Source organism: Paraglaciecola sp. MB-3u-78 (genome assembly GCF_002835935.1).
Lineage (GTDB): Bacteria > Pseudomonadota > Gammaproteobacteria > Enterobacterales > Alteromonadaceae > Paraglaciecola.
In genome coordinates, this window is the sequence record NZ_PJCF01000006.1 from 350,808 (window position 1) to 369,446 (window position 18,639).

Annotated in this window: 18 protein-coding genes and 1 pseudogene; 8 read left to right on the forward strand and 11 right to left on the reverse strand. The window is 39.0% G+C overall.

Annotated features, from left to right (window positions below; genetic code table 11):
- Position 1: 1 nt before the first annotated feature.
- From CXF95_RS15860 to rpmH, 5 genes are all read right to left on the reverse strand, one after another.
- Positions 2-484 carry a YajQ family cyclic di-GMP-binding protein gene (locus CXF95_RS15860; RefSeq protein WP_101199602.1) on the reverse strand — a complete coding sequence of 161 codons (483 nt, stop codon included), beginning with the start codon at positions 482-484 and terminating at the stop codon, positions 2-4.
- A 103-nt stretch (positions 485-587) separates the two neighbouring features.
- Positions 588-2,222 (reverse strand): membrane protein insertase YidC, encoded by a 1,635-nt coding sequence (gene yidC, locus CXF95_RS15865; protein ID WP_101199603.1) that lies wholly within the window; start codon positions 2,220-2,222, stop codon positions 588-590.
- A 118-nt stretch (positions 2,223-2,340) separates the two neighbouring features.
- Entirely contained in the window at positions 2,341-2,592 is a 252-nt protein-coding gene (gene yidD / locus CXF95_RS15870) for a membrane protein insertion efficiency factor YidD (RefSeq protein ID WP_101199604.1), read from the reverse strand.
- A complete protein-coding gene (gene rnpA / locus CXF95_RS15875) occupies positions 2,547-2,915 on the reverse strand; it encodes a ribonuclease P protein component (RefSeq protein ID WP_101199605.1) in 369 nt (122 codons plus the stop codon). The genes yidD and rnpA overlap by 46 nt, the downstream gene beginning before the upstream one ends.
- A 9-nt stretch (positions 2,916-2,924) precedes the next feature.
- Positions 2,925-3,059 carry a 50S ribosomal protein L34 gene (gene rpmH, locus CXF95_RS15880; RefSeq protein WP_007615483.1) on the reverse strand — a complete coding sequence of 45 codons (135 nt, stop codon included), beginning with the start codon at positions 3,057-3,059 and terminating at the stop codon, positions 2,925-2,927.
- Between the two features lie 542 nt (positions 3,060-3,601).
- Between rpmH and dnaA the strand changes: the two genes are divergently transcribed.
- The 4 genes from dnaA to gyrB are packed head-to-tail and all read left to right on the forward strand — an operon-like array spanning position 3,602 to position 9,672.
- The gene (gene dnaA / locus CXF95_RS15885) at positions 3,602-5,008 is read left to right on the forward strand and encodes a chromosomal replication initiator protein DnaA (RefSeq protein ID WP_101199606.1); all 1,407 of its coding nucleotides are present in this window, start codon (positions 3,602-3,604) and stop codon (positions 5,006-5,008) included.
- An 18-nt stretch (positions 5,009-5,026) separates the two neighbouring features.
- Entirely contained in the window at positions 5,027-6,130 is a 1,104-nt protein-coding gene (dnaN, locus tag CXF95_RS15890; RefSeq protein ID WP_101199607.1) for a DNA polymerase III subunit beta, read from the forward strand.
- Between the two features lie 28 nt (positions 6,131-6,158).
- Positions 6,159-7,247: a DNA replication/repair protein RecF gene (gene recF / locus CXF95_RS15895; protein ID WP_101199608.1), complete on the forward strand. Its 1,089-nt coding sequence runs from the start codon at positions 6,159-6,161 to the stop codon at positions 7,245-7,247.
- Positions 7,248-7,251: 4 nt separating this feature from the next.
- Positions 7,252-9,672, forward strand: coding sequence for a DNA topoisomerase (ATP-hydrolyzing) subunit B (gene gyrB / locus CXF95_RS15900; RefSeq protein WP_101199609.1), 2,421 nt, complete (start codon positions 7,252-7,254; stop codon positions 9,670-9,672).
- 58 nt (positions 9,673-9,730) lie between these two features.
- Here gyrB and CXF95_RS15905 read toward each other — a convergent pair whose 3' ends face one another.
- Genes CXF95_RS15905 through glyQ form a run of 3 tightly spaced genes read right to left on the reverse strand, consistent with a single transcriptional unit; the run spans position 9,731 to position 13,200 of the window.
- A complete protein-coding gene (locus tag CXF95_RS15905) occupies positions 9,731-10,174 on the reverse strand; it encodes a hypothetical protein (RefSeq protein ID WP_101199610.1) in 444 nt (147 codons plus the stop codon).
- 51 nt (positions 10,175-10,225) lie between these two features.
- Positions 10,226-12,292: a glycine--tRNA ligase subunit beta gene (glyS, locus tag CXF95_RS15910; protein ID WP_101199611.1), complete on the reverse strand. Its 2,067-nt coding sequence runs from the start codon at positions 12,290-12,292 to the stop codon at positions 10,226-10,228.
- Positions 12,293-12,294: 2 nt separating this feature from the next.
- Positions 12,295-13,200: a glycine--tRNA ligase subunit alpha gene (gene glyQ / locus CXF95_RS15915; RefSeq protein ID WP_101199612.1), complete on the reverse strand. Its 906-nt coding sequence runs from the start codon at positions 13,198-13,200 to the stop codon at positions 12,295-12,297.
- 151 nt (positions 13,201-13,351) lie between these two features.
- Here glyQ and CXF95_RS15920 point away from each other — a divergent pair.
- The 4 genes and pseudogenes from CXF95_RS15920 to CXF95_RS15935 all read left to right on the forward strand — a co-directional run.
- Positions 13,352-13,653 (forward strand): annotated as a pseudogene (locus CXF95_RS15920) (DNA-3-methyladenine glycosylase I); the annotation flags it as partial.
- Positions 13,654-13,744: 91 nt separating this feature from the next.
- Positions 13,745-15,238, forward strand: coding sequence for an IS21 family transposase (istA, locus tag CXF95_RS15925; RefSeq protein WP_101197900.1), 1,494 nt, complete (start codon positions 13,745-13,747; stop codon positions 15,236-15,238).
- On the forward strand, positions 15,231-15,983 hold the full coding sequence (gene istB, locus CXF95_RS15930) for an IS21-like element helper ATPase IstB (protein ID WP_101197899.1): 753 nt from the start codon (positions 15,231-15,233) through the stop codon (positions 15,981-15,983). Before istA ends, istB begins: the two co-directional genes overlap by 8 nt.
- Positions 15,984-16,056: 73 nt before the next feature.
- Positions 16,057-16,317, forward strand: coding sequence for a DNA-3-methyladenine glycosylase I (locus tag CXF95_RS15935; protein WP_101199614.1), 261 nt, complete (start codon positions 16,057-16,059; stop codon positions 16,315-16,317).
- Positions 16,318-16,345: 28 nt separating this feature from the next.
- On the opposite strand, the gene CXF95_RS15940 is transcribed toward CXF95_RS15935, so the two are convergent.
- From CXF95_RS15940 to CXF95_RS15950, 3 genes are all read right to left on the reverse strand, one after another.
- Positions 16,346-16,786 carry a DUF2489 domain-containing protein gene (locus CXF95_RS15940; protein ID WP_101199615.1) on the reverse strand — a complete coding sequence of 147 codons (441 nt, stop codon included), beginning with the start codon at positions 16,784-16,786 and terminating at the stop codon, positions 16,346-16,348.
- Between the two features lie 11 nt (positions 16,787-16,797).
- Complete coding sequence (yihI, locus tag CXF95_RS15945; RefSeq protein ID WP_101199616.1) at positions 16,798-17,307, reverse strand: Der GTPase-activating protein YihI; 510 nt, start codon at positions 17,305-17,307, stop codon at positions 16,798-16,800.
- A 608-nt stretch (positions 17,308-17,915) separates the two neighbouring features.
- A complete protein-coding gene (locus CXF95_RS15950; protein ID WP_101199617.1) occupies positions 17,916-18,539 on the reverse strand; it encodes a cytochrome c in 624 nt (207 codons plus the stop codon).
- Between the last annotated feature and the right edge of the window lie 100 nt (positions 18,540-18,639).

An 18,639-nucleotide genomic window follows, 5' to 3' on the forward strand; every position in this document is an offset into this window, starting at 1 on the left:
ATTAGTCTCTGAAGTTAGTAAATTGTAATGGTTGTTCTAAATCAGCATCTTTTGCTAATGCCATAACTTGTTGCAAGTCGTCGCGTTTTTTACCTGTGACTCGCACTTGTTCGCCCTGTATTTGAGTTTGCACTTTTATCTTGGCATCTTTGATAAGTTTAATAATCTTTTTGGCTACAGGCTGTTCAATACCTTGCTTAAAAGCGATGGCTTGTTTATAAATTTTGCCAATGTGCTGTACATCTTTTTCTTCGAAGGCTGCGGTGTCTACATTACGTTTCACACATGTGCCACGTAGTATATCGAGCATCTGTTTGAGTTGGAAATCATTGTCAGCAATCATAGTAACTATGCTTTCTTTTAGTTCAAAGCTGGCCTCTACACCTCTAAAATCAAAACGTGTACTTAATTCTCTATTAGCGTTATCGACAGCATTAAGTAATTCGGCTAAATCAATTTCTGAAACTATATCTAATGATGGCATGTGGATTCCTAAGCTTGATGGATGACTGCATTATTGTATGCACAAAAAAGCCCGTTTTATATGTAAATAAAGTATAAAACGGGCTTTTGATAAAATTACAAACTTACTTGGTTTTTAACCCGCGCTTTTCCATTGAAGCGTAAATTATTTTAGCTTGAATTAAAGTAATAACGTTACTTATCAACCAGTAAAGTACTAAACCTGCTGGGAATATAAAGAAGAACAGACTCATAGCAACAGGCATAAACTGCATGATTTTTTGTTGCATTGGGTCTGTCATTGTCATTGGTTGCAGCTTTTGTAGAAACCACATACTGAGACCAGTCAACACAGGTAATACAAAAAACGGGTCTTTTGCACTTAAATCAGTGATCCAAAATATAAAATCAGCATGCCTAAGTTCAACACTTTCAAGTAGTACCCAATATAATGCTAAAAATATTGGCATTTGAAGTAAAAGAGGGAAACAGCCACCCATAGGGTTAACCTTGTCTTTCTTATACATTTCCATCATGGCTTTTTGCATTTTTTGTTTGTCATCGCCAAAACGTTCTTTGAGTGCATCCATTTTGGGTTTAAGGGCACGCATTTTGGCCATAGATTCGTATTGTTTTTTGGTAAGAGGATACATAGCACCTTTAACGACTATGGTAATAAGGATGATAGAGAATCCCCAGTTACCGACTAGGCTATGAATGAATTGCAAGAAAGAGAAAAGTGGTTGAGATATCATAAACAAGAAACCGTAGTCTACTGTTAGATCAAGACCTCTAGCTATGCCGGCTAAGGTATCTTGATCCTTGGGTCCAAGGTATAAGATGCTATTAATCTGTGCTGTCTCACCTGCTTGAATAGTCACAGATTCACCGGTAAACCCAATCACACCGTTTGTTTGTTGTAATATTCTGCTAAATAATTTGTTTTTTTGGTCTTGTGGCGGTACCCAAGCCGATACAAAATAATGTTCTATCATTGCTGCCCAACCTGCAGCAGTGGTTTTTTTAAGGTCGATATCTACCATATCGTCGAAGGCATATTTTTCGTAACGGTCTTCTTCTGTCGAATAGGCGCCGCCACGATAGATAGGCATAAACATACTGCCTTCTTGTTCAAGCATACTTTGTTTGAGTTGGCCAAACTGCTGAACTTGTTTAGGATCACTGGTGTTGTTTTTGATGATATAACTCACATCAATTTTGTGGCTGTCACGAGTGAAGGTGAAGTTTTTTGTGACTTGTAAACCTCCAGGTGTTACTAATTCAAGAGGCACCGTCAGGGAATCACCTTCTAAAAAGTAACTATCTTTTGCAACAGTATAAGTTGGACGTGCTTTACTATCGGTGCCATCTCGACCGATTAAGCCGCTTTGTGCAATAAATAACTTATCACCATTGGGTTTTAGTAAACTATATGATTCACTTGAACCTTCCTCTAAAGGAAACTTAGCTAAGTTAGCTGATACTACATCACCGCCTTTGGTATCAATGCTAATAATTAGTGTGTCAGTGATGACTGATATTATTTTCCCGCCGCTTGTAGATCTCGCTATCAAGCCCTGTTCGTCTGAACTAGCCACCGGAACATCATCTGAGCTAGGCATATCTAATTCAGTGCTAGTTGGTGCGGATGTTGTTATAGGTGCTATAGGCTGTGGGCCATAATCTAATTGCCATTGTTGCCATAATAAAAAGCCGACCATAGCGAGGCCAATTAATAAAAAACTGCGTTGGGATTCCATAAAATACTCTTATTAACTACTAATTATGTGTGTGACTTATTCATGTCAAAACATTAAACCACGGCGATGTTACTGTTTACTTTTGACCAGATTATTTATGAGGGCAAAAGTGTAAAAATCATTCTTTATTTTGTTTTTTTTCTGGCACTGGATCATATCCACCATCATTGAGTGGATGGCATTTTAATATGCGTTTGATGCTTAGCCAACACCCTTTTATCATTCCGTGTTCAGTAATAGCGTCAATTGCATAATGAGAGCAACTGGGGTGAAATCTGCATGTAGCTCCTAACATCGGAGAAAGCACTGTTTGATAGAGCTTAATTATACCGATTGGGATTTTTCGCAGCGCGACGCTAACTTTTTCCATAATTTACTCAGCAAAAAAAACAATTCCTGATTCGACAGCTTATCTAAACCACTTTTACCGACTACAACTATATCAATATTTGGAAACGAATGACGTTGTAAACGAAAGCTTTCGCGTATAACGCGTTTTAGTCTATTTCTGTCGTGGGCATGTTTGACCCTTTTTTTAGCCAAAGTGATGCCCAAACGAGGATTGTTTGAAGTATTAAATCTGGCTAGTAAGGTAAGTTGGGGTGATACAGATGGTATTGCATTCTTGAAGACATATTCAAAGTGGGTGGGAGTAAGTAGCCTTAGCTCCCTAGAAAAATGATTTTCACCCACCTTGGATAATTAAGCTGATAAGCGCGCACGGCCTTTAGCACGACGATTGGCAATAACCTTGCGGCCATTTTTAGTCGCCATACGGGCACGAAAACCGTGTGAACGCTTACGTTTTAAGTTGCTTGGTTGAAAAGTTCTTTTCATGACCTAGTCCCGCTATACATAAGGTTTAAACAAAATGAGCATTTATATGAAAACCTTAATAGAGGTTTTCATCGTGCTCAAAAATGACGCTGAATAATAGAGATCACATTACATTTTGTCAATCATTTACTCTAACTAAAAGCATTCTGGTTTGATAGCATCGAATTTTTAGAACATGAATATTTGATAACTGTTCAAAATGTTCATTTTATCCACAGATAGAACGATAAATTAGTTGGTTATTTATAATTTACATATATTTCTGGCATTAAATATGCCTCAAGAGACCTTTCACTTGTACATTGGTTAATTGAAATTATTTCCATTAAAACAATTAGATATAAGTAACGTTGAAGTTATTGCTATTTAATTTTAAATGTATGTTGCGTTAGTATGCTGATTAACGAGATAATTCACAGCTAGTTTTAAGTTTGCTCTTAACTGACTAATAATAATACAGCTATTACTTTTCCCTTTGGTTTTGTAATTTCTTTTTTATACCTTTTTGGCCTTTATTTATAAGGGGGGAGTTGTTTTTTTCGATGTCTATATGGGATAAGTGTCTAGATAGGTTACAGCAGGATTTACCTATACAACAATTTAGTATGTGGATAAGACCACTTCAAGCCGATCATGGCGATGCTCACATCACTCTCTTCGCACCTAATCGATTTGTCTTGGATTGGGTTAGGGATAAATATTTTTCGCATATTAATAATTTGTTGGCTGAATTTTGTGGAGACAAAGCACCCCAGTTAAGATTTGAAGTAAAGGTTGTCAATGTAGATGCTAGTAGAAACTTCGGAGCAAATAGTCCCCCTTCATCACCAGTAGTGCAAAACAGGCAACACAATAATAGTCAAGTACCATCACCACCCTCAGTAGCGGTTTCCAATACCTTCGTTGCTGCACCCATCGCAGCAGGTCATAAAAGCAACATTAACTTAACCTACAAATTTGATAATTTTGTTGAAGGTAAATCTAATCAATTAGCAAGAGCCGCTTCCCAACAAGTTGCCGATAATCCTGGTGGTGCCTATAACCCATTGTTTATTTATGGAGGTACCGGTTTAGGTAAAACCCATTTATTACATGCTGTGGGTAATGGCATCATGGACAAAAAGAAAAATGCGACTGTTGTATATATGCATTCAGAACGGTTTGTTCAAGACATGGTTAAGGCATTACAAAACAATGCTATAGAAGAATTTAAACGTTATTATCGCTCAGTTGATGCACTACTTATTGATGACATTCAATTTTTTGCCAATAAAGAACGCTCACAAGAAGAGTTTTTTCATACTTTTAATGCTTTATTGGAAGGTAATCAGCAAATAATTCTGACTTCTGATCGCTATCCAAAAGAGATAGTTGGTGTTGAAGATCGTTTGAAGTCTCGGTTTGGTTGGGGTCTTACCATCGCTATAGAACCGCCTGAATTAGAAACGCGTGTTGCGATTTTGATGCGTAAGGCTGTTGAGAATAAAATATTTTTGCCTGATGAGGTCGCTTTTTTTATTGCTAAACGCTTACGTTCAAATGTGCGTGAGCTAGAAGGAGCGTTAAACCGAGTAATAGCGAATGCGAACTTCACCGGTCGTCCCATCACTATAGACTTTGTGCGTGAAGCACTTCGTGATCTATTGGCGCTGCAAGAAAAATTAGTCACTATTGATAATATTCAAAAAACGGTAGCAGAATATTATAAGATTAAGATGGCTGATATCTTGTCAAAACGACGTAGTCGCAGTGTTGCAAGGCCTAGACAAATGGCTATGGCTTTATCTAAAGAACTAACTAACCATAGTTTACCAGAAATTGGTGATGCGTTTGGTGGTCGAGACCACACCACAGTATTGCACGCCTGCAGAAAAATAGTGCAGCTAAGGGAAGAAAGTCATGATATAAAAGAAGACTATCAGAACTTAATTCGCACACTATCCTCATAAGAATTCACGAGTAAAAAGATGAAATTTAGTATTAGTAGGGAAAACTTCTTACAGCCACTTCAACTGGTTTCAGGCGCTGTTGAGCGTCGCCACACACTGCCTATATTATCTAATGTTTTGATAAAGGTTAGTGATAACTCACTATGGTTGACAGGCACGGATTTAGAGGTTGAATTAATATCTAATGTCACCTTAAGTGGTGAGTTAGTTGAAGGTGAGATAACTGTCCCTGCTAAAAAATTATTAGATATTTGTAGGGGACTAAACGAAGGAAGTAATATAGATTTTAGCGTTGAATCCAACAAAGCGTTGTTGAAATCTGGACGCAGTAAATACAGTTTATCAACATTGTCTGCCGACGATTATCCAAATCTTGAAGATTGGCAAGGTGATTTAGAGTTCGAAATATCTCAATCAGATTTAAAGCGTCTCATCGATAGTACGCATTTTTGTATGGCGCAACAAGATGTGCGTTATTACCTGAATGGTATGTCTCTTGAGACTGAAGATAATCTCATTCGTACTGTCGCCACTGATGGCCACAGGTTGGCACTGTGCCGTTTAAATTACACAAGCGCAATCTTACCTAACCGCCAAGTCATCATACCTCGAAAAGGTGTTCTAGAGATAATTCGCTTAATTGAAGATAGTGAAAAGTTGGTGAAAGTACAGGTCGGTTCAAACCATATTAGAATTTTCTCTACAGATTTTATATTCACCAGTAAGTTAGTTGACGGGCGTTTTCCTGATTACAGACGCGTCTTGCCAAAAGACGGCGACAAAAAAATTGAATCTAGTAAGGATGTTTTGAAGCATGCCTTTTCTAGAGCCTCCATCTTATCAAATGAAAAGTTCAGAGGTGTACGTCTAAATCTATCGAACGGTGAGCTAAAAATCACAGCTAATAACCCAGAGCAGGAAGAGGCTGAAGAAATCGTAGATGTTGATTATCAAGGGGATAGTCTGGAAATTGGTTTTAATGTCGCCTATTTAATTGATGTTATGAATGGCTTAAATTGTGAAGATGTACGCATTACTCTGGCCGACTCAAATAGCAGTGCATTGATTGAAGACTCTAAGGATGATTCCGCGTTATACGTCATTATGCCAATGAGATTGTAATTAGTTTATATAAGAAGTTTCGTTCCCTATGAAACTGGACAAAGTCCAGATTAGCCATTTCAGAAATATCGATGAATTGTCACTGACCGCACATGAAAGTTTAAATATTTTCTTAGGTGCGAACGGTAGTGGCAAATCATCAATATTAGAGGCCTTACATTATTTAGGTTTTGCACGTTCTTTTCGTACTCATAAACACAAAAGTGTAATTAGTTATGATAAGCCAGGCTTTACTATTTTCTGTTCAGCAGTTGTCGAAGACGGTAATCAGCAAAGGTTTGGTATAAGCCGATTCGCAAATGACAGTTGCATCGTTAATATTAATGGGCAAAAATCGAAACGTGCAACAGATTTAGCCAGTTATTTGCCCATTCAAATATTTACGCCTCAGAGTTCTGATTTATTAATTGGTGCACCAAAGTTACGTAGACGTTATTTGGATTGGTTACTGTTTCACGTGGAACAATCATTTAATTCAGATTTTCAGGTTTTCACTAGAAGCTTAAAACACTTAAACGCTTTGTATAAAAGCAATCAACCAAAACAAGGTTTGGACTATTGGCATGACTTGCTGTGTGAAAAGGGCGAGTCAATCAGTTCAAAAAGGGCAGGTTTACTAAATAAGCATTTAATAGAGCTTATAAATGCAAATTTAAAAGATTTTTTACCTGAGTTTTCCTTCGAAATTTCGTATTATAGGGGGTGGGAAAAAGGTTATAGCTTAACGGATGCTGTATTTAAAAATAGGCAGCGTGACCAAAAGTATGGGTTTCTAAGCGTCGGACCTCATAAAGCTGATTTACGTATTAAAACTCAAGGCGTCAATGCTCATGAGGTTTTATCTAGAGGGCAGTTAAGAATGTTAGTTGCTGGCATGCAGTTAGCTCAGACTCAATATTTACATGCGCGGACAGCAAAAACATCGATTTTTCTATTAGATGATGTTGGAGCAGAATTAGATGAAGAAAAAAGAAAGGTGTTTATATCAAGATTAAACACTTCTGATACTCAATTGTTTGTTACAGCTATTGATATCAAACAACTAGAGTTCTTAGAGAACTATAACGATAAAAAAGTGTTTCACGTGGAACATGGCCAGGTGAGAGAGGAGATTTAATCAAATGGCAGAAGAAAATGTTTATGATTCGTCGAGTATTAAAGTTCTAAAAGGACTTGATGCCGTTAGAAAAAGACCGGGTATGTATATAGGTGACACAGACGATGGTACCGGATTACACCACATGGTTTTTGAGGTGGTAGATAATTCTATAGATGAAGCACTTGCAGGACATTGTTCAAGTATCAATGTGAAAATTCACATTGATGGTTCAGTTTCGGTAAAAGATGATGGTCGTGGTATTCCTACTGAAATTCATGAAGAAGAGGGTGTGTCAGCAGCCGAAGTCATCATGACTGTATTGCATGCAGGTGGTAAGTTCGATGATAATTCTTATAAAGTATCCGGTGGTTTGCATGGTGTAGGTGTATCTGTTGTAAATGCGCTATCTAGGAAACTCATGTTACAAGTTCGCCGTGGAGGAAAGCTTTATGAGCAAGAATATCAGCATGGTGTGCCACAACAACCTTTAGCTGTTATCGGCGAATCAGAAGCCACAGGGACAAGTTTACGTTTTTGGCCAAGTGAAGGTACATTTACTGGTGTTGAGTTTCACTACGATATTTTGGCTAAGAAGTTACGTGAATTGTCTTTTTTAAACTCAGGTGTATGTATCATTCTTGAAGATGAGCGTGATGGCAAGACTGACAAATTTGAATATGAAGGTGGTATAACAGCTTTTATTGAATATTTGAATCAAAACAAAACGCCTGTACATCAGAAAATATTCTATTTTGATTCACATCGTGATGATGGGATTTCTGTTGAAGTCGCTATGCAATGGAATGATAGTTACCAAGAGAATGTTTTTTGTTTTACCAATAATATCCCACAAAAAGATGGTGGTAGCCATTTAGCAGGTTTTAGAGGCGCCTTGACTCGGACTCTGAACAACTATATGGACAAAGAAGGTCTTTCTAAGAAAGCTAAAACAAGTACAAGTGGTGATGATGCAAGGGAAGGTTTAACTGCAATTATTTCAGTAAAAGTACCCGATCCTAAGTTCTCTTCACAAACGAAAGACAAGTTAGTATCTTCAGAAGTAAGACCCGCTGTAGAAACTGCAATGGGTGAAAAACTTCAAGAATTTCTACTGGAAAATCCTGCGGAAAGTAAAATTATTGTAGGTAAAATTATCGATGCTGCGAGAGCAAGAGACGCAGCAAGAAAAGCCCGTGAAATGACACGCAGAAAAGGGGCGTTAGATTTAGCTGGCTTACCCGGTAAACTAGCTGATTGCCAAGAAAAAGATCCAGCGCTTTCAGAACTATACATAGTGGAAGGGGACTCTGCTGGCGGATCAGCAAAGCAGGGTCGCAATCGAAAGAACCAAGCTATATTGCCACTAAAGGGTAAAATCCTAAACGTTGAAAAGGCTCGCTTCGACAAAATGCTTTCCTCACAAGAGGTAGCAACTCTTATCACTGCACTAGGCTGTGGTATTGGTCGAGACGAATATAATCCTGAAAAATTGCGCTATCATCGCATCATTATCATGACTGATGCTGATGTGGATGGTTCTCACATTCGAACTTTGCTGTTGACCTTCTTCTATAGACAAATGCCAGAGATTATCGAGCGTGGATATATTTATATTGCCCAACCCCCTCTGTATAAAACTAAAAAAGGTAAACAGGAACAATACTTAAAAGATGATGATTCTTTAATTAAGTATCTTACATCTATAGCCTTGGATAGTGCCTCACTTCATGTGAATGAAGATGCACCTGCTATTACAGGTGTCTCATTAGAAAGTATGGTGAAGCAATACCAAGAAACAGTAACTATGATTTCTCGTATCAGTCGCTTAATGCCAGAGGTGATCCTTAATAAGTTAGTCTATAGTCTTACCCTTGATTCTGAAGATGTAAATGATGAGCAAAAATTAACAAATTTTGCTGATGATTTTACTAAAGGGCTGACACTAGATGAAATAGACGGTGCAACTTATTCCTTTGAAATACGTCATAACTCTGAAAGAAACAACTGGTTTGTTACCATTATTATCAGAAAGCATGGCATAGATACCGAGTATCGAATCGATCATGAGTTTATTGACTCTAATGAATATAAACGCCTAAAGGCACTTAATCTGGCTATCAATGGCATAATTGAGACGGGGGGTTATGTGAAGCGTAATGATAAAATTAAACCAGTTTCAACATTTGTGGATGCATTAGACTGGTTAATGGCTGAATCTAAACGTGGCCAATATATTCAGCGTTATAAAGGGTTAGGAGAGATGAATCCGATCCAGCTGTGGGAAACTACTATGGATCCAGCTTCACGCAGAATGCTTCAAGTGACCATCGAAGATGCTGTTGGAGCAGATCAACTTTTCACAACATTAATGGGTGATCAAGTTGAGCCTAGAAGAGCATTCATTGAAGAGAATGCCCTTAAGGTAGCCAATTTAGACGTCTAGTTTAAACAAGCATATAAAAAAGGCCGCTATCTAGCGGCCTTTTTATTTACTTTAAAAATCAATTGGTTATGATTTCAATCGATACTTTAGGAGCGCCAAATCCACTAAAATCTATAGTAAATTGGAAGGTCCCAGTTTCGTCTGGTGTAAAGCGAAAGTTTTCATCCGTAGTTTCGCAACTAGATCTTACAGAGTCACCAACAACAATCACTTTATCTGACTCACTGGCATAGCCGCAGTTCTTCCCTGGCGACCAAGTGGCGTCGGCAATTTTAAAATCATAGGGTTGTCCATCGGCTATCAATTCAATAGTGGTTGAATAGACTTGATCAGAGCGTTCTACTAACTTATATTTTTCGTCCGCTTCCCACCAAGAAAAAACACCTCTAAGGTAGAGGCCATCGTAGTTTTGTTCTTTGATAAAGCTATCAATAACATTTGTTGCACAGCCGCTAAGCAAGCTAGCAAAAATGGCCACTGATACAAATCCTATTTTTTTCATATTGGTTTAACGTCCTAAATTACATGACTTACAAACTGCGAGATTATTAAATTAATTGAGTACTGAAATGTCCGCACAGCATAGAAATAAACCTCTAAGTCTTGATAATAAGGTTAACCTATTTCGTTTAACTGATTCATCCTCTGCCATAACCATAACAGTTTCGAAAAATTCATCAATTGGTTGTCTAAGTTCAGCCAAAACAACCAATGCATTGGTATAATCTGACTGAGCAAGCATGGGTTTAATTCGTGCTTCTACAGACTCCAAATTGCTTGCCAAGGCAATTTCAGCTGGTTCAAGCAATAATGCCTTATTGAAAGACAACTTGTCCTCAAATACGTTCTTAGCCAATATATTTGCAACACGTTTGTTAGCTGCAGCGAGAGAATCTGCAGACTCTAAGGTGTTGAATGATTTGACCGCTTCAACTCTTGCAGCAAAATCGGCTGGACGAGTGGGGCGATTAACTGCAACCGCTTGCACTACGCCTGTAGCTATACCCTGTTCTGCATACCAAGCTTTAAACCTTGCCAAAATAAAATCAATGACTTTTATTTGTAGATTTTCAGTTCTTATCTTGTCGCCAAATGTAGAAATTGATGCATCAACTAAATCACTCAAGTCTAGTGGTAAAGTCTTGTCAACTATAATACGTAAAACGCCGATAGCAGCGCGACGTAACGCAAAGGGATCTTTATCACCCTTAGGTATTTGGCCTATACCAAAGATACCAACCAGAGTGTCAATTTTATCTGCAAGGGCAACACATACACTGACTTCTGACGCCGGTAGGTTGTCACCAGCGAAACGTGGCATATATTGTTCGTTCTGTGCTAATGCTACAAGCTCTGATTCACCATCTAATCTGGCATAATGCATGCCCATTAAACCTTGGACATCAGGAAACTCCATAACCATATTAGTCATTAAGTCTGTTTTACATAATAAACCTGCTCTATATGCAGTTTCTTGATCGGTACCTAACATTACTGCAATACATTTTGCCATAGATGCAATACGTTCAGACTTCTCATAAAGCGTACCTAATTGTTTCTGAAATAATATCATTTTTAAACTTTCAAGACGTGATTCTAAGGTCTGTTTTTTATCGGTATTAAAGAAAAACTCAGCATCAGCTAATCGGGGTCGAATCACTTTCTCATTACCGCTAATGATTGTTCCAGGATCTTTACTTTCAATGTTGGTGATAAAGATAAATCTAGATTTTAATTGGCCGTGTTCATCTAATAAGGGAAAGTACTTTTGATCGTCTTTCATTGTATATATTAGTGCTTCTTTTGGTACGGCTAAAAAAGACTCATCAAAATTAGCAATTAAAGCAACAGGCCACTCAACAAGTGATGTAACTTCGTCTAACAATTCTTCATTAACGTCTGGAGTTGCGTTTTCTTGTTTTGCTAAGGCTTGAATCTGCTCTGAGATAATTGACTTACGACGACTGTGGTCTGCGATAACAAAGTGTTGCTCAAGTTGACTAAGATAGTTATCTGCACAGTCTAGTTCAAAAGGTGCGTCACAATGGAATCTGTGTCCATTTATCAAACGCGCTGAGCTAACATCTAACACTTTGCCTTGTATAAGGTCAGTGCCATACAACATGGTTATTGTATGAATTGGTCGAATAAACTGAGTAGATTTTGTTCCCCAGCGCATAGGTTTAGGAATAGGCAGAGCCTTCAATGCTTTTTCAACTAACTCTGCTAGAAGTTCCTTAATAGCTAGTCCTTTGACTTGTGCTTTAAACAACAGCCATTCGCCTTTGTCTGTCTTCAATCGTTCGGCTTGATGCACTTCAATTCCATTAGAGCGTGCCCATCCTTGTGCTGCTTTGGTAGGCTCGTCATTTTGATCAAATGCTGCTGAAACTGCTGGACCACGTTTTTCGACGTCTTTGTCTGCTTGGAATTCAGACAAGCCATCAACTAGGACCGCGAGTCGTCTGGGTGAGGCGTACCAGTTTACGTGGCTGAATGTTAGGTCGTTATCAGAAAACCCTGTCTGTATGTTTTCCCTAAAAGCTAGAGCCAATTTGGCCAACGACTTTGGAGGTAATTCTTCTGTTCCAATTTCAATTAATAGATTGTCAGTTCGCATGGCTACTTCTCCTTATTACACATTGGAAAGCCAAGTGCTTCCCGCGCTTCGTAATACACTTTTGCGCAGGCCTTTGAAAGGGTTCTTACTCTTAAAATATAACGCTGGCGCTCTGTTACAGAAATAGCATGCCTGGCATCTAAAAGGTTAAACGCATGAGAAGCTTTCATTACTTGTTCATAAGCGGGTAAGGGCAAATTAGCCGCAATCAGTTTTTCACTGTCTTTTTCGCACTGGTCAAAAGTGGCAAATAAAGCGTCTACATCGGCGTGCTCAAAGTTATAAGATGATTGTTCGACTTCGTTTTGGTGAAAAACATCACCATAAGTGACAGTTCCCATTGGCCCATTGGTCCACACTAGGTCGTATATGCTGTCTACACCCTGGATATACATTGCCAGGCGTTCTAACCCATAAGTTATTTCCCCTGTAATAGGTGAACATTCAATACCACCCACTTGTTGAAAGTAGGTAAATTGAGTGACTTCCATACCATTCAGCCAAACTTCCCAGCCTAGACCCCAAGCACCTAAAGTAGGTGATTCCCAATTATCTTCAACAAACCGAATATCATGAACTAGAAGATCAAAACCAAGTTCTTTTAACGAACCCAAATACAACTCCTGAATATTCTCAGGTGAGGGCTTAAGCATGACCTGAAACTGATAGTATTGTTGCAGACGATTAGGATTTTCACCATATCGGCCATCGGTAGGACGCCGACAAGGTTGCACATAAGCACTACTGATGGGCTCCGGGCCTATGGATCTTAGGAAAGTCATAGGATGAAATGTACCAGCACCTACTTCCATATCTAGAGGTTGAATAATCACACATCCTTGACGCGCCCAATAATCTTGCAGCGCTAAAATTAATCCCTGAAATGTCTTACAATCAAACTTTTGCATATGTTCTAGCATTTCCTCTGCCACACTAGGGCTTGCCCTATAATTAAATTTAAAAAAACGCCGGCAAGTATACCTTTTGTGGCTGACTCTATGTAGGCTAAAAGGTGATTAAAACAGCATTTCGGCGGGGAAGTGGACTTAAAATCCAAAAACACGCTGTAGTTGGGTAAGTAAAGATGAGTGTTATCAAAAATACCATGACAAAGAGTGGGGTAAAGCTGACTAGATAGCCAAGAATTGTTTGCAAAACTCTTCCTTGATGGTCAACAAGCTGGACTAAGCTGGATCACCATATTAAAGAAACAAGCCAATTATGAAGTGGCCTTTTATAATTTTGACCCTGTGAAAATTTCAACCTTTACCGAAAAAGATGATGAGCGGTTGATGCAAAATTCCGGGATAGTCCGCAACCGTTTAAAAATCCGTTCTATTATAAAAAACGCTCAGGCATATTATTAAGCGACAATTAACTTGACCAGCTAGCGGCAACCATCTTGACCGGTCGTTCTGTTAAGGTTCGATACTGAAATTCGGAGGGAATTCAGTGTCGGGTAATCACATTACAGAAAGACAAATCAGGTTATATATGAAGTTACGAGAGAATTTCACACAGGAAGTCGCAGCGAGTAAATCTAGCATTTCCGTCAGCACTGCCGGTCGTATTGAAGGTAATCGACACCAACCTAAAAAGAATAAACGAGGGTGGCGAACCAGAGTAGATCCGCTTGAATCAATATGGGATACAGTTGTTTTACCGCTATTAAAGCAAGATGCAAACATAAGCCCTGTTGGTGTCTTCGACCACTTATGCGATGCCCATTCCGATAAATTCAGTTCATCATCCAGACGAACACTTGAGCGGCGTATCCGCAAGTGGCGACATTTACATGGTCCTGCTCAAGACGTGATGTTTATGCAGCACCATGAACCTGGAAAGCTCGGGATATGTGATTTTACCCACATCAAGAGTCCCGTAACCATTGATGGTAAGACGTTTAAACACATGCTGTTTAATTATCGTTTGCCCGCCAGCGGTTGGGTGTACTCACACGTTATTTATGGTGGAGAAAGCTTTGCTGCCTTCTCCGATGGCTTACAAAATGCGTTTGCTAAAAGCGAAGGTGTGCCTCAGGAAGTGCGTACAGATAGCTTAAGTGCCGCGTATAAAAACAACAGTTCCGTTGAGGATTTTACCGCCAGTTATCAAGAGTTGATCGCGCACTATGGGTTTATTGCAACGCGCAATAATACCGGCGTAGCGCATGAGAATGGCGCGATTGAATCAAGTAATCGCCATATTAAATCTCAGGTTGAGCAAGCCCTTAAAGTGCGAGGCTCATTCGATTTTAATTGCCGGGTAGAATATGAGTCCTTCGTTCAAAGCGTCACCAGTCGGCGCAATAAACGCATTGCCGCTAAGTTCGCGCAAGAGCAGCGACAATTACAAGACTTACCTGTGCATAAGAGCGTCAATTACTCACAAGAATACGTGCGAGTGACGCGCACCAGTACCATCAATGTGAAACGTGTCATGTACACGGTGCCCTCTCGATTAGTGGACAGTCAGGTAAAGGTGCATGTCTATGATGACCACTTAGACTTGTTCTTAGGCCACGAACTGACCTATCGCTTAGAGCGCGTTTATGCGTCAGGTGCAACACGCAAACGCAGCGTCAATTACAAACACGTAATCGACGCACTCGTGAAAAAGCCAAGGGCTTTTAGATGCTCACAATGGCGTGATGAGTTGTTGCCTAATGAGGATTACCGCACCATCTGGCAGTACGTTGAGGCTACCATGAAGGCAGATGATGCCAGCCGTTACATGGTCAGAATATTACATCTGGGCAGCAAGTTGGATAATGAAATGCGCTTAGGTCGCTTCATAACTAACCAACTCAATATCAGTCGATTACCGAGCTTATTTGATTGCCAGGAGCGCTTTGGCGCGAAGCCTAAGGACATCCCACAGGTAAATGTGATGCAGCATCAGTTGTCGCAATACCAGTCGTTACTGCAAGGCGGTCGTCATGAATAGTGCAACGGCTTCATTGCCTTTAATGCTCAAACAACTACGTTTAAGTGCCGTTACAGAGCAGTGGGAAGCTATTGCTGATAAAGCCTTGCACGACCAATGGCGACCCGAACAGTATCTCAGTGAACTATGCCATATTGAACTGGCCAGTCGCACTGACAAACGTCAAATGCGCTACATAAAAGAATCGCTGCTGCCGTCTGGCAAGCACTTAGGTGGCTTCGACTTCACGGCCATTGAAGGCCTTAACAAAGCGAGAATGTACGAGCTTGCGGACAATCACGACTGGGTAAGAAAGGGTGCTAATTTATTGTTGTTCGGAGCCAGTGGCGTAGGTAAAACACATCTGGCGAGTAGCTTAGGGTACAGCCTGATTGAAGCGGGTACCCGTGTGAAATTCTACTCAGCCAGCGCATTAGTCCAACAGCTACAAGAAGCCAAACAGTCACTCAAATTACAAGATGCACTCAACAAACTTGATAAATACCCAGCGCTTATCATTGACGACATTGGTTACGTTAAAAAGACCGAACAAGAAACCAACGTGCTGTTTGAACTGATTGCACATCGCTATGAAAGACATAGCTTGATCATAACCTCAAATCAATCGTTCGAAGACTGGGACGAGCTATTTACAGATACCACCATGACCGTCGCCGCTATAGACAGACTAGTTCATCATGCTCACATCATTCAATTAACAGGAGAAAGTTATCGCAGAAAAACAGCTATGAAAGAAGGGAAATAAAACGGTGGCAACTGGTCAAGATAATTGCCGCTGACCGGTCAAGATAGTTGACGCGCTATAGGCATATTTACGTATAGAGGCGACCGGTATAGCTTTTAGTGATTATATTTGGGCCTTTGTTGACGGTAAAACTATCATCAATACTTGGTCTACAAAAGATGATGTGCCTACTTCAACTACACAATCCGACAGCATGGCAAGAGATCTTAAGAAGCAGGGGCTTTCATTTTTAGGCACAACAAGTTGTTATGCTTTTATACAAGCTGTCGGTATGTTTAACGAGCATACAACTGACTGTTTTTGTCATGAAAGTAGCACTTTAGTTGTTAAGTGATAAGGGCCTGTTTCATTTAAAAGATAGATTAAACAGCAAAGGTCTTTAACACTGAGATATCTTTCAGAATTTGAGATTCCAACTGGGATTCTAATTCTTCTCTTTGTAAGTCTTGTTGTTTAGTTTCTCTTTTACTTTGTGATTTTCTAACGTTATGAGTTGGAAAGTCTTTCACTTGTTCGTAGAGAGAGTAAAGCCCCGTAAACTGCTGAGAAAAATCAGGTTTATCTTTTACGGGTAAAGCTTCTAGAAGATGAAACAGCCTTATGCAGCCCTCTGACAAATTACATTGTTGCTGTTCCAAAGCTTTAGCAATGGTTTGAATACTTTCAGAAATGTTGTCGATTCTTTGTTGCGTTTTTTGATTGCGTAGTTGCTGCTGTGTTCTTAGTTTACACATTAGAGAACCGGCATAAAAAGCAAGACCGGCAATAATAGATAGTGCAACAAGGAAAAAAGCTATATTCATAATTCTATTCGTTAATCTTTAAAATCATTAATATTGATAGATTCAAACTGGGAATAAAGATCTGTTTGTTGCTCAGATGATTTTATAGGTTTCTCAGACTCTTCTGTAAGTCCAAGCATTTCACATAGTACCTTATGTCTTGCTAATGTTTGATTTACGTAGTGCTGGTCTTCTCTGGCAATTTTTTTGCCGAGGTCAATTTTATCCAACAGGGTAGCTAAACGGGGATCTTGTTCGATTGCGGCAAGTTCCTGATTCGGAGAAAAGTATTTAACTGTTTTTGCTGCTGATTTTTGTGCTTTTGTTTCTGCAATTAAGCTAACAGGTTTTTTACTTCCATGTCTTGGATCTTTATTGATTTTTTTGGAATCTTGATTAACTGTTTGGGCTTCGTTGTTACGACTTCCTGCAGGTTTCCCAAGATGTTTTTTGCTTCGTTTTTCAGTCGGTTTACGTACGTTTGAAGGGGTTTTCGAGATGCCTATTTTACCAACTTTTCGAGATTTTTTTTGCCTAGCCATAAATCACCTGTGTAGGGCTTAATAATGGGCATGATTCTACCTTAATTTACTAGGGCCTGTTGATCTTTCATATGCTTTGAGATTGAAGACTTTTATTTGGATACTAAATAGTGTCTTCTTTATTATTAATTACTTTGAGGAAAATATGCACGCCTTATAAAAGGTCAATACGTATTGATAGCGTGTTTATAGTAAATTTTTGATAGAAAAAAAGCGATAGTTCAACTATCGCTTTTTCGTAGATCAGAGTGTCAGCAGACACTTCACCCAATATCTGTTCTTCCTGAACAACTAATATCCATTTTATCTTCACTTATTATTAATTTTTTCGAAGATTATTTTATTGTTATTGATCGTCCTGATACTTTATGTTCCGTCCATGCTTTCCCCATTGGGGATTTAGAATGCAAAACAACTCATGTTGTGTTGCTACTTCCCTGACAAGCAATATGCTTGTAATTCCTTTTTGATCTTATTAGCTCAGGAGAATACAGGATTAACAAAAATTTACAACTTATTTACAATTGAGATATAAAATAAGTGAACTTTTTCTGAAATATAAAAACGCAACTAATAACAAATTGGCTATTAGTTGCGAAAATACTTAACTAATGAAGGCCAGCAACGTAGTTTGAAATCACTTGAATGTCTTCGTCAGTTAATCTTTTAGCAATGTCAGCCATCATGCCATTTAAAGAATTGGCTCTTTCACCAGAACGAAAAGATTTTAGCTGAGTGGCTATATAATCTGAATGTTGACCACTTATGTCGGGAAAACCAGAAAGGCTAGTGCCATTGCCTTTTGGGCCATGACAGGCAATACATGCTGTTATACCTCGTTTTAAATCTCCACCAACATATAGTTTGTTACCTTGTACGACAGCATCTTGTGAAGATTCGCCTGGTGTTGCCTTTTGACTTGAAAAATATGCGGCCAAATCAAGAATGTCTTGTTCCGATAACGCAGCTGACATGCCATTCATTACCGCATTATTTCTGCCTTCTTTTCCACCTGTTGTGCTGGCTAATTTAAATTCTGTTAATTGTTTAACTAAATATTGTGCATGTTGCCCAGCAAGTTTCGGGTTCATTGGTATTGCACTATTTCCATCTGCGCCATGGCATGCGCCACAAGTAACAGATTTCACCTTACCGTTTTCAGCATTACCTTGTTCAGCCGCATTGACACTTAAGCCCATAAACAAACAGACTAGCAGACCTATTTTTTTCATCTTTATCTCATTAAGCATTTAATTAGCTGCCTATTCTTAAATCATTGACTGAGTATTTTACACATTTACGCCGACAGTAAAATAAAATCATTTAATAAGT